This is a genomic window from Vibrio sp. B1ASS3 (assembly GCF_905175355.1).
In the GTDB taxonomy this organism is placed as follows: Bacteria; Pseudomonadota; Gammaproteobacteria; order Enterobacterales; family Vibrionaceae; genus Vibrio; species Vibrio owensii.
This window is the reverse complement of the sequence record NZ_HG992742.1, coordinates 3,237,753-3,251,053: the sequence shown is the minus strand read 5'-3', so window position 1 is coordinate 3,251,053 and position 13,301 is coordinate 3,237,753. Positions and strand designations below refer to the sequence as shown.

Genomic DNA, 13,301 nt, shown 5'->3' with positions numbered 1-13,301 from the left:
GGGACATCCTGAGATGTCCCGATACGCGTATTTGGTGGAGCTGGCGGGAGTTGAACCCGCGTCCGAAAACCTTTCATCATTGGTACTACATGCTTAGTCGATCTTTAAATTCACCATCCACCTGCGAACCGACACGCTAGTAAATGACTATCCTGAATTAAAATTCGTCGTTCATCTCTCAGGCGGGAGAATCCGGACTAGCGCGTTTGGGTTTGATCCCTCGTTGGTCCCCGTCTTACGTGCGGAAGCTAGGGCGAGAGAGCTCTGAGCAGGTTATTAAGCTGCTAGTGCGTAGTTTTCGTCGTTTGCGACTATTTTTTTGCGGTTTGTTAACGAGGCCTACCGCACCTCGGCATGCACCTCAGACTTCTGAATTCCCGTCGAATCCTAAATCAGCCCCAGAGGTAATATCGGCATAGTAACAGAAAAGCCTAGGCTGTCCAGTACTATGCGTCTAAGTGGTCAAGTTTAACGCAGTGAACTCTTCATCACGCGTGCTTTTTCACGAGCCCAATCTTTTTCTTTAAGATCGGTACGTTTGTCGTGAAGCTTTTTACCTTTCGCAACACCGATCTTGATCTTCACCCAAGAGCGAGACCAGTACAGTGACAACGCGGCTAGTGTCATACCTTCACGATTGATGCGACCAAGAAGGTTGTCGAGTTCACGACGACTCATTAGTAGTTTGCGCACACGGGTAGGGTTTGCGACAACGTGAGTTGATGCTTGATTAAGAGGAGTGATGGTCATTCCGCTGACAAAAGCCTCTCCGTCACGCATGAAAACGTAGCTTTCAGCGATATTGGCTTTACCTTGGCGAAGTGCTTTCACTTCCCAGCCTTGTAGCTCCAAGCCTGCTTCAATTTCATCGTCAATGAAGTATTCGTGGCGAGCTTTTTTATTAAGCGCGATAGTGTTGCTACCCGCTTTTTGTTTTGATTTTTTCTTTACCATAATGGCCTCATTATACGGGTTGGGTATACGTTAGGAAATCCTTTTATTTGCGCTATCGTCGAATAAAAGTAAAATTGGCACAAGTCTTAAACTTGTACGCGTATCGATAGGAGTGTGTATGAAGCAAATCAGCCGTTCTGCTTTGGTGTCTTTTAGTGCAGAGCAGATGTTCGAACTGGTCAATGATGTTTCGAAGTATCCTGAGTTTCTACCTGGTTGTTCAGGTTCACGAATCATTGAGTCTTCGGGCGAAGGTATGGTGGCTTCTGTCGACGTGGCGAAAGCAGGTATCAGCAAGACGTTTACAACTTCTAATGAACTTATTCCTGGCCAAGCGATCATGATGAATCTGGTGGATGGTCCTTTTAAGACCCTTCGTGGTGGATGGATCTTTACCGCACTTGATGAGCAGGCTTGTAAAGTTGAGCTGAAACTTGAGTTTGAATTCTCAAGCAAAATGATTGAGATGGCTTTTGGCAAAATCTTTAATGAGCTAACCAGCAACATGGTAAACGCTTTTACTAAACGTGCGAAACAGGTGTACGAGTGCTATGAGTATTGAGTCGGATATGATTCATGTTGAGGTGGTGTATGCACTTCCTCAGGAGCAGCGTGTGTTCAATTTGGTTGTAAATAACCAAGCAACGGTTGAAGAGATTATTCGTCAGTCTGGTGTGCTTGAATTGTACCCAGAGATTGATTTGAAGAAGAATAAAGTCGGCGTTTACAGCCGCAACGTTCGACTAGATGCGACGGTTCGAGACAAAGACCGAATCGAAATTTACCGTCCATTACTGGCGGATCCAAAAGAGATTCGCCGTAAACGAGCTGAGCAAGCAAAAGTGGCAGGCAGTGCAGACCCTGTGACGGGCGGGAAGCCAAACTCCTTGAGAAAATCAGCGGAATAACGCTCGTAAATATAAAACAAAACCTCCCAGCTGGGCTGTCTCTTGATCACTAGACTTGTGATCAAGAGACAGCCATGAGGAGGCTTTAGGAATATTGCGAAAATAAAGGTTTTTTACTGAATCTTCTCGTAAAACGCATCGCTTTTCGGGTAGTCGCCAGTTAGATCGGCCAGCGTACCTTGATCGTTAAATTGAACGATCAGATCTTTCTGCACGGAATCACCGTGACCTGGTGTGTGATGGTAAATGTAGTACCACGTGTTCGGGTAGCCATTTTCAACCAACATAGGTGAACCAAGAACGTAGCGAACCTGTGCTTTAGTCATCCCAAACTTTAATTTATCAACCGCACTTTGTTCTACATAGTTGCCTTGGTTGATATCAATACGATAAACCAGTCTCTCCAATACCGAACATCCTGTCAGCAATGTCATTGCTAATGGTACGGCAACTAACCACTTCTTTAATTGCATAATAATTTCTTAGTAACCTTTAAAATACTGCGCTGATAATAAACAAGCTCGACGCAGATGTAAAAAGCTATGCGTCGTATGGTAGGAAATCTGACAACGAATTTTGAGTTGAGTTGCATTTATTCGCTGATATTGCACGCTAAATGACAGAACATGACTCACAAACTCGCTTAAACCGAGAGCTGGATAGTTTGTCACGCACAATGATGACATTTTTGTCCGGCCAATGAAGGAGAAAATTCAGCGGTTATTTGGTTTGTGAAAACTCAAGTAGAGTATCGCCGGAAAAGCGATAGTATTCTTTCTCGTTGACTCGCTCAGCACCAATCGATTGGTAAAACCGACCTGCGGTAGGATTTGTGCTTTCTGCTGTCCAATCTAATCGATGACAACCATGATTGACAGCAAGAGACGCGAGATATTTCATCAACTTTAGTCCTACGCCTTTTCCTCGCGCAGAAGAGGACACGAATAGGTCCTTCAAATACATTTGCCCGGAGAGTTTCGGTGCAGGAAACATCACGGTGTAGGTCGCAAATCCCATTATGGTGTCGTTACTGTATGCAGCAATAACTTTGACGCCTGAGTACTCTGAAAAGACTTTGTACTTGAGATAATGTGCCAACTCCTTTTCAGTGGCTGCTTGTTCTTTGAAGTAGTACTGCTCTAATTCGGTAAAAATGGGGATGAGATCTAAGCAGCTTTCATGGTCGACTGTCCTGATATCCATATTTCATCCCCTTATTAAGGCTAAGTCGTCAAGCTGCAATAAGCAGTTCTTTTGCGTTTGCCAGTGTAGAGTCAGTGATTTGGCTACCTCCAAGTAAGCGAGCGAGTTCTGCCACACGTTGCTCTTCATCCAGTGAGCGCATTTGCGTTTCAGTTTGGCCGCTTTTGGTGTGTTTTGCGACAAACATCTGCTGGTGGCCACAACCAGCAACTTGCGGCAAGTGGGTAACACACATGACTTGGGTCGATTCACCTAGTTTGCGCAGCATCTTGCCAACTACGGCAGCTGTTGGGCCGCTGATACCTACGTCCACTTCATCGAAGATCAAGCTTGGTGTGTCGACTTTCTGAGCAGTGATCACTTGGATAGCCAAGGAGATACGCGATAGCTCACCACCAGACGCGACTTTAGCGATAGGTTGTAATGGCTGTCCTGGGTTGGTTGAAACCAAGAAGCATACGCTGTCCATGCCTAGTGGAGATGGATGTGCGTTTTCGTTGTTCACTTCGATGCTGAACACGGCCTTTTCCATGCTTAATTCGTGCATGCTTTGCGTGATCAGCTTGTTCAATTCTTTAGCATAGCGGCTGCGTGATTTGTGCAGTTTTTCTGATTGAGTTAAGAAGCTTTGGTATTTCTGTTCCACTTCTTGTGCTAATTCATCCAAGCGTTCATCAGAGCAATCTAGTGCTTCAATTTGTGCTAGCAGATCTTGGTGATGTTGGTAGAGCTCATCAGGCATCACATGGTGTTTGCGAGCCATCGACATCACTTTAGAAAAACGTTCTTCGACATAAGCCATGCGACCTGGATCGACATCGATGCCGTCAAGGTAGCTGCGAAGTTCGTTTTTGGTTTCTTCTAGCTGGATCATTGCTTCTGACAGCATGTTTGGTAGTTCAGCTAATTTCTCATCTAATTCCGCTAATTGGATTAGGGAGTGATTGGCCGATTGCAAAATACCAAGCGCATTGACTTCTTCACCTTCGTAAATAAGTTCGATGGCTTGCTGGCAGGTAGCGGCAAGTTCACCGCTATTGGACAGTCGTTTGTGCTCTTGCTCGAGCTCTGCAAATTCTTCTTCACCTAGCGATAACTCATTCAGTTCTTTGATTTGGTATTCAAGCAACTGCTTTTGCGCCTGGTTTTGCTGGCTGTTCTCTTTTAGTTGCTTAAGGTTATTGTCTGCCTGACGCCAATGCTGGTAAGCACTGCGTGTGCTTTTGAGTAGGTTTAAATGTCCTGCATATTGGTCAAGCATGGCCATTTGATGCTCGCTTTTCATCAGTTGATGATGGGCGTGCTGTCCATGGATGTTGATCAACAACTGCCCAAGAGATTTGAGTTGTGAAAGTGGGACTGGACTGCCGTTGATGAAGGCTCTAGAGCGGCCTTCTTTAGTGATGATGCGACGCAAGATACATTCGCTGCCATCCAGCAGGTCGTTATCTTCTAGCCAACGCGTTGCGTGTAGATTGTTGTCCAGTAAAAAGGCTGCGCTGACTTCTGTTTTTTCTTCGCCTTGTCGCACCATGCCTGCATCGGCACGTCCGCCTAAACAAAGACCTAATGCATCAATTGCAATAGATTTACCTGCGCCTGTTTCACCAGTGATGGTGGTCATGCCCTTTGAAAGCTCGAGCTGTAAAGATTTAACAATCGCAAAATTATTAACACTTAGATGAGCCAGCATTTTTATTTACCTGTATAACTGAACAATACTGTATAAGAAAACAGTATATACTGTTTCTTTATACAGTAAAGGTGGGTTGGGTATTTTTTCTCAAAGAAGCGATTTTTTGTGAGGGAGAAGGGAAAAATAGGTCGCAGAAAATGCAACGACCTATTTAAATTGAACAAGTTACGGGCGAGTTGGGTTAATTGTGAGCGGCTCTAAAGTAACCACTGCGTTGACGCCAGCACCTGGATGGTCGACATAAGAAGTGTCTTGCATCAGCGTGTAGTAAACATCGACAAAATCATCATCGTTGGTGAGTGCTCCATCAGGGATCGCATCGATAATTTTGTTCGTGATTTGAGGAATGATGGCGTATGCCTGTACTTCTGGATCTGGAATTGCCTTCAGGACTTCTTCTGCAACCTGAACAAGCAGCTTGGCTAACTGTTTGTAATCGGTGCCGTCATCTTGCTCCATCAAGACGATATCCGCCGCCCCCCAACGGTAACGAGACCAGTGAATGATGATTTGGTTCGGATAGTAATCTTGATTGTCGTAATCCAAATATGGAAGTTCGACCAAATCTAACGCTGGCTCGTCACGGCTTGGATTGACGCCAGTAACGATGGCGTAGATTTCTGCTTTGCCCGAGATCCAAGGTTCTTGATCATCTGAAAGACGAATCTTCTTAAGTTGCGTGGTTTGAATTGGTTGAGTGGAGCTTGCTGCACTGGCCAGAAGAGGGGCATTAGCTCGCTGGTTATCGGATAGATATGGCTGGACTATGGTTGCTTGGCCTAAGCTTTTCATCTCTGCTTGCATAGCTTGCAGGCCAGCTTTGAGTTCTGCAGAGCTATTGTTATCAATAACCAAAACCGGTACGTCAGGAAGTTGATAAACGTCTAACTGGTGGATTTGACCATAGACATCGTACGCTTCGATGTACTGCCATTGCTCATCATCGCCACTTGGCTCAAAAGCAAATAGCGGGCTAATTTTGCCTTCTTGCCATACATCTAGCATCGCTTCATTTGCAAGGCGAACTTCGAGAAGCTGTTCTGAGTATTCTGAAATGCCTTTCCATGAGCGAATTTGTGTATCGGCTTGTACAAGTTGTTTACTGAAAGCCGATAGGGGAGTTTGTTCAACAAAAGAAGAAACAGGGACATTGATGTGCTCTGCGGTGATGTCTCTGCGCAGCATCGGTTCTATGTCGGTGTAGCTCTCACTGAGTTGTTGTGCCAACGCTCGTTTAGTGTTGGTGATGTCCTCGGCTTTTGCGTTTGAAATATCGGTAACCTTTGCCTCCTCAGATTGGCAGCCCATAAGCGCTAACGTACTGAGAGCGGACAATATAATTGTTTTTTTCATAATGCGTCCTTTGAGATAACTGGTATGAAATAGAGTTTATATTCTATTCGTGGCGAGAATATCATCGGACATCGAGCATTCAATTCGAGCGTTAAGGTTTGTATAAAATTTGCACACAAGATCTAAATTTATAAAATTAATTTTAACGTTGCTTGATTGAATGTCGTTTGGCTTTCACGAGAGGCTTTTATGGCAGAGAAGAAAAAAGGTTGATGCTTTCACACCAACCTTGATTGCTAAAACAGTTTGCTTGACCAACCAAGCTTATTTCTTAGTACGTGATAGTAGCTGTAGTCCTTCGGATGGATCAGCTTGAGAACGTTCGGGCTCTGATAGATATGGATTTCATCGCCTGGAGACACTGGTAGAGAGACTTGCCCGTCACAGCTCACTTCTTGCGTGCCGCGGTTTTCTGGAGAAACAACCAGTTTGATACGACGTTTTCCATCCACAACTAACGGTCGGCTAGACAATGTATGTGGGAACATTGGCACCAGAGAAATCGCGTTTAGGCTTGGTGACAAAATTGGGCCGCCACCTGACAAAGAGTAAGCTGTAGAGCCTGTTGGAGTGGAAACAATCAACCCATCGGCACGCAGTGAGAACGCGAAGCTATTATCAATATAGACTTCGAACTCAATCATGTGCGCGACTTGGCCTGGGTGTAAGACTGCTTCGTTCAATGCTGCGTTGTGACTCTTGATTTGACCGTGACGATGGATTTCTGCTTCCAATAAAAAGCGTTCTTCCTCAATGTATTCGCCCTTTAATACGGCCTTCAATGCTTCTTTAAAGTCATCAGGATCAAGGTCAGTCAGGAAGCCCAAGTTACCTCGGTTTACCCCAATGACAGCCACATCAAAACGAGACAAGATGCGAGCTGCACCTAACATGTTGCCATCACCGCCAACGACAATAGCGAGATCGGCGTTTTTACCCAGTTCAACAAGGCTAGCAAACTGGTTTTGCGGGATTTCGTCTAAAATTGCAGCAAGGCGATCATCGATAAAGACTTGGTAACCTTCAGAGGTCAGCCATTCGTATAACTCTCTATGAGTTTGAATTGCCTGCTGATCTCGTGGTTTTCCGATAATCGCGATCACGTTACATGGGTTTTTCATAGCATTTCCGCATTAAAGAGGCTTGAATCAGGAATCTTCATCCCCATAATAATGGCAAGTTACCTAAATATGCGAATTTTTATGTGGTTAAAGCCCACAAAACGTGAGTGGCTTTAAGGACATTAAGTTGAATTCTGGAGATATCATGAGCAACGAAGAAAACAAAGTTACAGAAGAAGAGCTTGATCAAATCATCGAAGAAGCTGAGAAAGTAGAAGCGGCAGCGCAAGAAGCTGAAGCAGAACTTGAAGACATTGGTGATGAGAAAGACGCTAAGATTGCTCAACTAGAAGCAGCACTACTGTCTAGCGAGACAAAAGTGAAAGACCAGCAAGATGCGGTTCTTCGCTCTAAAGCTGAAGTAGAAAACATGCGTCGTCGTACTGAGCAAGAAATCGATAAAGCTCGTAAGTACGCTCTGAACAAATTCGCTGAAGAACTACTTCCAGTTATCGATAACCTAGAGCGTGCTATCCAAGCTGTGGATGCAGAGCACGAAGTGGTTAAGCCAATTCTTGAAGGTGTTGAGTTAACACACAAGACATTTGTAGACGCAGTATCGAAATTCGGTTTGAAAGAGATCAACCCAGAAGGTGAAGCATTCAACCCTGAGTTCCACCAAGCGATGTCTATTCAAGAAAGCCCTGACCATGAATCAAACACAGTAATGTTTGTGATGCAAAAAGGTTACGAGCTAAACGGCCGAGTTATTCGTCCTGCAATGGTTATGGTTGCTAAGTAATCATCTAAATCATTGATATAAATATATTAAAACGCCCGCTATTAAACAGCGGGCGTTTTTGTTTCAAACATCCCTTCAAACATATTCACCCCTCTGAATATGCGATAAATTTGAAATTTGATCCCCTTCAAAGTTTTTCTTATTGGGAAATAATTTTCCTATAGGGGATATCCTTTCTTTATCTTGCGTACTTATGGAATGCTGTGTCTATAAGTGTCTGTTATGACTTGCCTTCAAAATTAAATTCTGAATATGAATGTGAATCTGGTGATTTACCTTTAATGTTATTTATTAACATTCTTGTAAAGAAAGTCTTTATTTTGTAACTCTGATGTGTATTATTCGCGAGGTCTGCCGTAAAAATCAGCAGATGTAACTATAAAAATATAAATAGCAAACACAACATTTCGGAGATTTATGATGGATAAATCGCTTTCTAGTAAGATTTTTATCGGCTTGTTCGCCGGCCTCGTGCTGGGTACAGCTATTCAGTACTTATTTAGCGGTATTGCGATTTTTGATACCTATATCTTAGGTACAGCAGAAGGTGCGGGCGGCATGTTCGTTTCGCTGATTAAACTTCTGGTTGTTCCTCTGGTTTATGTATCAATTGTATGTGGCATCGTGGAGCTTAAAGACATTCGTTCTTTTGGTCGCTTAGGTGGTAAAACCTTTACTCTTTACATTTTGAATACCGTCGTCGCGATCGTTGCTGCTCTTACTGTTGCTATGATTGTTCAGCCTGGAGCAGGTGCAAACCTTGCGGGTACGATCTCTGATTCTGTGGCACTCAAGTCAACAGAAACGCCAGACATCTTCTCTATGGTTGTGAACATTGTCCCAAGCAACCCAGTTCAGGCGTTTGCAAATGGTGACATGCTACAAATTATCTTTATGGCAATTCTGACAGGTCTTGCAATTCAAGCGCTTGATTCAAAAGGCGGCCCAGCGGTTCGTACTTTTAAGATGGCGAACGAAATCATGATGAAACTGATTGGCTTAGTGATGAGCCTAGCGCCATACGGTGTGTTTGCTCTGATGATTCAACTTGGCGCAACCTTGGATGCCGGCACGCTTGCATCAGTAGCAGGTTATGTTGCTCTTGTGGTTTCAATGCTAGTGCTTTGGATCTTCGTGGTTTACCCACTAGCGGTTCAAATGTTCACGGGTATTTCTGCTCGTGAGTTCTCTCGTAAGACACGTGAGCAAGTGTTGTTCTCTCTATCTACAGCAAGTTCAAATGCGACGATTCCGGTAACGATGCGTACTCTTACTGACAAGATTGGTGTGTCTAAGTCGGTAGCTGGTTTTGGTGTACCATTAGGTGCAACTATGAACATGGCAGGCGCTTCAATCTACATCGCAATCGCAGCGGTATTCTGTGCAAACGCATTTGGTCAGCCTATCGCGGTATCTGACCTAGTGACTCTAGGCTTCACGGTTCTGCTACTGTCTATTGGTGCAGGCGGTGTTCCTGGCGGCGGCGTAGTAATGGTTGGCGTTATCCTTCACCAATTGGGTCTACCACCAGAAGGTCTAGCAATCGTTGCAGCGGTTGACCGTATTAACGATATGTTCTGTACATCATCTAACGTAGTCGGCGATACAGCAGTAAACACGATTGTTGCTAAGTCTGAAGGCGAGATTGGTAAAGAAGAAATCGTAGATGCTGAACCAGCACAAGCAAGTGCGTAGTTCATAATTTTCATTGAATTGAATTGAATTGAATTGAATTGAATTTAAAGCGAGGTCTTAGGGCCTCGCTTTTTCTTTTTAGAAACGCTTTGCTTCGGGAACGGACTTCCTCCTATGGAACGCTTCGCTCCGAGATTCGAGAATCCCGCCTCCACCTTTTGCGCAACTTTTTTCAATTTTTTTTGCTCTCTCCCTTGAAAAGCTATTTGCAGCCCTTATCTATTGGGCATAAGAGAAGCAAACAACATTATTTTTGTTTGTGAGCAAGGGTTGAAACCCGATTCTACGTCCCCACATAGGGGATATAGCAAAACGAAAATAGAATTTATTCGGAGATAGCCTGATGGGTAAAATCATTGGTATTGACTTAGGTACTACTAACTCTTGTGTTGCTGTTCTAGACGGTGACAAGCCACGCGTAATTGAAAACGCAGAAGGCGAGCGTACAACCGCATCTGTTGTTGCATACACAGACGGCGAAACGCTAGTAGGCCAACCTGCTAAACGTCAAGCAGTAACAAACCCAACTAACACGCTATTTGCAATTAAGCGTCTAATTGGTCGTCGTTTTGAAGACGAAGAAGTTCAACGTGACATCGAAATCATGCCTTACAAAATCGTTAAGGCTGACAACGGTGATGCTTGGGTAGAAGCGCAAGGCCAAAAAATGGCGGCTCCTCAAGTTTCAGCTGAAATCCTGAAGAAAATGAAGAAAACTGCTGAAGACTTCCTAGGTGAGGAAGTAACTGGCGCAGTTATCACAGTTCCTGCTTACTTTAACGATGCTCAACGTCAAGCTACAAAAGACGCTGGCCGTATCGCAGGTCTAGAAGTTAAACGTATCATCAACGAACCAACAGCGGCTGCTCTAGCATACGGTCTAGACAAGTCAGGCGGCGACCGCACTATCGCGGTATACGACCTTGGTGGTGGTACATTCGATATCTCTATCATCGAAATCGATGAAGTTGAAGGCGAGAAAACGTTCGAAGTTCTAGCAACTAACGGTGACACTCACCTTGGTGGTGAAGACTTTGATACGCGTCTAATCAACTACCTAGTAGACGAGTTCAACAAAGAGCAAGGCATCAACCTTAAGAACGATCCACTAGCGATGCAACGTGTTAAAGAAGCAGCAGAAAAAGCGAAAATCGAGCTTTCTTCTACTTCTCAAACTGACGTAAACCTACCTTACGTAACTGCAGACGCGACTGGTCCTAAGCACATGAACGTGAAAGTGACTCGTGCGAAACTAGAATCTCTAGTTGAAGACCTAGTACAACGTTCTCTTGAGCCACTAAAAGTTGCTCTAGCTGACGCTGACCTATCTGTAAACGACATCACTGACGTAATCCTAGTTGGTGGTCAGACTCGTATGCCTATGGTTCAAGCGAAAGTTGCTGAGTTCTTTGGTAAAGAAGCTCGCCGCGACGTAAACCCTGATGAAGCAGTAGCAATGGGTGCTGCAGTTCAAGGTGGTGTACTTGCTGGTGACGTTAAAGACGTACTTCTACTAGACGTTACTCCACTGTCTCTAGGTATCGAGACAATGGGCGGCGTAATGACTAAGCTAGTTGAGAAAAACACAACTATCCCAACTAAAGCGAACCAAGTTTTCTCTACAGCAGAAGACAACCAGAGCGCGGTAACTATCCACGTTCTTCAAGGTGAGCGTAAGCAAGCGTCTTTCAACAAATCTCTGGGTCAATTCAACCTAGAAGGTATCCAAGCTGCACCACGTGGTATGCCACAAATCGAAGTTACTTTCGACCTAGATGCGGATGGTATCCTACACGTTTCAGCGAAAGACAAGCAGACTGGTAAAGAGCAGAAGATCACTATCCAAGCTTCTGGCGGTCTAAGCGACGAAGACATCGAGAAAATGGTTCAAGAAGCAGAAGCTAACAAAGAAGCGGACAAGAAGTTCGAAGAGCTAGCGACTGCACGTAACCAAGCTGACCAAATGATTCACGGTACTCGTAAGCAAGTAGAAGAAGCTGGTGAAGCGCTACCTGCAGAAGAGAAAGAGAAGATTGAAGCAGCTATCTCTGAGCTAGAAACTGCACGTAAAGGCGATGACAAAGAAGCGATCGACGCTAAAGTTCAAGCGCTAATGACGGCAGCTCAAAAGCTAATGGAAATCGCTCAACAACAAGCTCAAGCGCAACAAGCACAAGGTGCTGACGCTGACGCTCAACAGTCTAAAGAAGACGACGTAGTTGATGCTGAGTTCGAAGAAGTTAAAGACGACAAGAAATAATATTTCTAACTAGGCGACTTATGGTCGCCTAGAGTCGATAAGACTTTTGTGTGCGGGCGTTTGGGGTAACTCTTACGCCCGTCTGTTTGTCCAAGCTGTCTTTCTAGTTAAGTATTTTGCAATGAGTGCACTTACCTAGAACGATACAAACACCAAGCGGTAAATCATGCCGTTTGCAGTAATTAATTGGTGACGAAGAACATGTCAAAACGTGATTTTTACGAAGTATTAGGCGTAGGCCGTGATGCCTCTGAGCGCGATATCAAAAAGGCGTACAAGCGTCTAGCGATGAAATTCCACCCAGACCGTAACCAGGGTGATGAGTCTGCTGCGGACAAGTTTAAAGAAGTAAAAGAAGCGTACGAAATTCTCACTGACCCTCAAAAGAAAGCGGCGTACGATCAGTACGGCCATGCTGCTTTTGAACAAGGCGGTGGCGGCTTCGGCGGCGGCGGTTTTGGTGGCGGTGGTGCTGACTTCGGCGACATCTTTGGCGATGTGTTCGGTGATATCTTTGGCGGCGGTCGTCGTGGCGGTGGTCAGCAACGTGCGCAACGTGGCGCAGACCTACGTTACAATATGGAACTGTCGCTAGAAGAGGCGGTTCGTGGCGTATCAAAAGAGATCGAAGTACCTACGCTTGTTCACTGTGATACCTGTGATGGTAGCGGCGCGAAGAAAGGCTCTTCAGCAGAAACGTGTGGTACCTGTCATGGCCACGGTCAAGTTCAGATGCGTCAAGGCTTCTTTGCTGTACAGCAGACCTGTCCTACCTGTCACGGTAAAGGCAAGATCATCAAAGACCCATGTAACGAATGTCATGGTCAAGGCCGTAAGCAAAAAACTAAGACACTTAACGTTAAGATCCCAGCTGGTGTTGATACTGGCGACCGTATTCGTCTATCTGGCGAAGGTGAAGCGGGAGAAATGGGCGCACCAGCAGGTGACCTATATGTACAAGTTCACGTGAGAGAGCATCACATCTTTGAACGTGAGGGTAACAACCTGTACTGTGAAGTGCCTGTAAGCTTTGCGATGGCTGCACTTGGTGGTGAAGTTGAGGTTCCGACGCTAGATGGCCGTGTGAACCTTAAAGTACCGACAGAAACGCAAACTGGTCGTATGTTCCGCATGCGTGGTAAAGGTGTGAAAGGTGTTCGTGGCGGCGGTGTGGGTGACCTAATCGTTAAGCTAGTGGTTGAGACACCTGTTAATCTAAGCTCTCGTCAAAAGGAACTACTTAAAGAGTTTGATGAGTCTTGTGGTGGCGATGCTGCGACTAAGCACAAACCAAAATCTGAAGGTTTCTTCAACGGTGTGAAGAAGTTCTTTGATGACCTAACCAGCTAATTGCGCGGTTAACTGAATC

Annotated in this window: 12 protein-coding genes and 1 other RNA gene; 6 read left to right on the top strand and 7 right to left on the bottom strand. The window is 45.0% G+C overall.

The window, feature by feature from the left end:
* Positions 1 to 32 precede the first annotated feature (32 nt).
* Positions 33 to 400, bottom strand: a transfer-messenger RNA (tmRNA) gene (ssrA, locus tag KJB05_RS14750).
* A 68-nt stretch (positions 401 to 468) separates the two neighbouring features.
* On the bottom strand, positions 469 to 954 hold the full coding sequence (gene smpB / locus KJB05_RS14745) for an SsrA-binding protein SmpB (RefSeq protein WP_005440253.1): 486 nt from the start codon (positions 952 to 954) through the stop codon (positions 469 to 471).
* Positions 955 to 1,072: 118 nt separating this feature from the next.
* On the opposite strand from smpB, the gene KJB05_RS14740 reads away from it, so the two are divergent.
* On the top strand, positions 1,073 to 1,516 hold the full coding sequence (locus tag KJB05_RS14740) for an SRPBCC family protein (protein ID WP_208446252.1): 444 nt from the start codon (positions 1,073 to 1,075) through the stop codon (positions 1,514 to 1,516).
* The gene (locus KJB05_RS14735; protein WP_039841841.1) at positions 1,506 to 1,862 is read left to right on the top strand and encodes an RnfH family protein; all 357 of its coding nucleotides are present in this window, start codon (positions 1,506 to 1,508) and stop codon (positions 1,860 to 1,862) included. The genes KJB05_RS14740 and KJB05_RS14735 overlap by 11 nt, the downstream gene beginning before the upstream one ends.
* 113 nt (positions 1,863 to 1,975) lie before the next feature.
* On the opposite strand, the gene bamE is transcribed toward KJB05_RS14735, so the two are convergent.
* The 5 genes from bamE to nadK form a co-directional block, all read right to left on the bottom strand.
* On the bottom strand, positions 1,976 to 2,335 hold the full coding sequence (gene bamE, locus KJB05_RS14730) for an outer membrane protein assembly factor BamE (protein WP_005440242.1): 360 nt from the start codon (positions 2,333 to 2,335) through the stop codon (positions 1,976 to 1,978).
* Between the two features lie 247 nt (positions 2,336 to 2,582).
* Entirely contained in the window at positions 2,583 to 3,065 is a 483-nt protein-coding gene (locus tag KJB05_RS14725) for a GNAT family N-acetyltransferase (protein WP_208446251.1), read from the bottom strand.
* A gap of 28 nt (positions 3,066 to 3,093) precedes the next feature.
* The gene (recN, locus tag KJB05_RS14720; RefSeq protein ID WP_208446250.1) at positions 3,094 to 4,758 is read right to left on the bottom strand and encodes a DNA repair protein RecN; all 1,665 of its coding nucleotides are present in this window, start codon (positions 4,756 to 4,758) and stop codon (positions 3,094 to 3,096) included.
* A gap of 168 nt (positions 4,759 to 4,926) precedes the next feature.
* Positions 4,927 to 6,114, bottom strand: a complete 1,188-nt coding sequence (locus KJB05_RS14715) for a DUF3103 domain-containing protein (RefSeq protein ID WP_208446249.1) — start codon at positions 6,112 to 6,114, stop codon at positions 4,927 to 4,929.
* A gap of 236 nt (positions 6,115 to 6,350) precedes the next feature.
* Positions 6,351 to 7,235 (bottom strand): NAD(+) kinase, encoded by an 885-nt coding sequence (nadK, locus tag KJB05_RS14710; RefSeq protein WP_005440235.1) that lies wholly within the window; start codon positions 7,233 to 7,235, stop codon positions 6,351 to 6,353.
* A gap of 145 nt (positions 7,236 to 7,380) precedes the next feature.
* Between nadK and grpE the strand changes: the two genes are divergently transcribed.
* The 4 genes from grpE to dnaJ all read left to right on the top strand — a co-directional run bounded on the left by grpE (position 7,381) and on the right by dnaJ (position 13,282).
* A complete protein-coding gene (gene grpE / locus KJB05_RS14705) occupies positions 7,381 to 7,977 on the top strand; it encodes a nucleotide exchange factor GrpE (protein WP_039841837.1) in 597 nt (198 codons plus the stop codon).
* A 420-nt stretch (positions 7,978 to 8,397) separates the two neighbouring features.
* Positions 8,398 to 9,672, top strand: a complete 1,275-nt coding sequence (locus KJB05_RS14700; RefSeq protein ID WP_009705607.1) for a dicarboxylate/amino acid:cation symporter — start codon at positions 8,398 to 8,400, stop codon at positions 9,670 to 9,672.
* 343 nt (positions 9,673 to 10,015) lie between these two features.
* Entirely contained in the window at positions 10,016 to 11,932 is a 1,917-nt protein-coding gene (gene dnaK / locus KJB05_RS14695) for a molecular chaperone DnaK (protein ID WP_005440231.1), read from the top strand.
* 201 nt (positions 11,933 to 12,133) lie between these two features.
* Positions 12,134 to 13,282 carry a molecular chaperone DnaJ gene (gene dnaJ, locus KJB05_RS14690; RefSeq protein WP_005440230.1) on the top strand — a complete coding sequence of 383 codons (1,149 nt, stop codon included), beginning with the start codon at positions 12,134 to 12,136 and terminating at the stop codon, positions 13,280 to 13,282.
* The last annotated feature ends 19 nt before the right edge of the window (positions 13,283 to 13,301 follow it).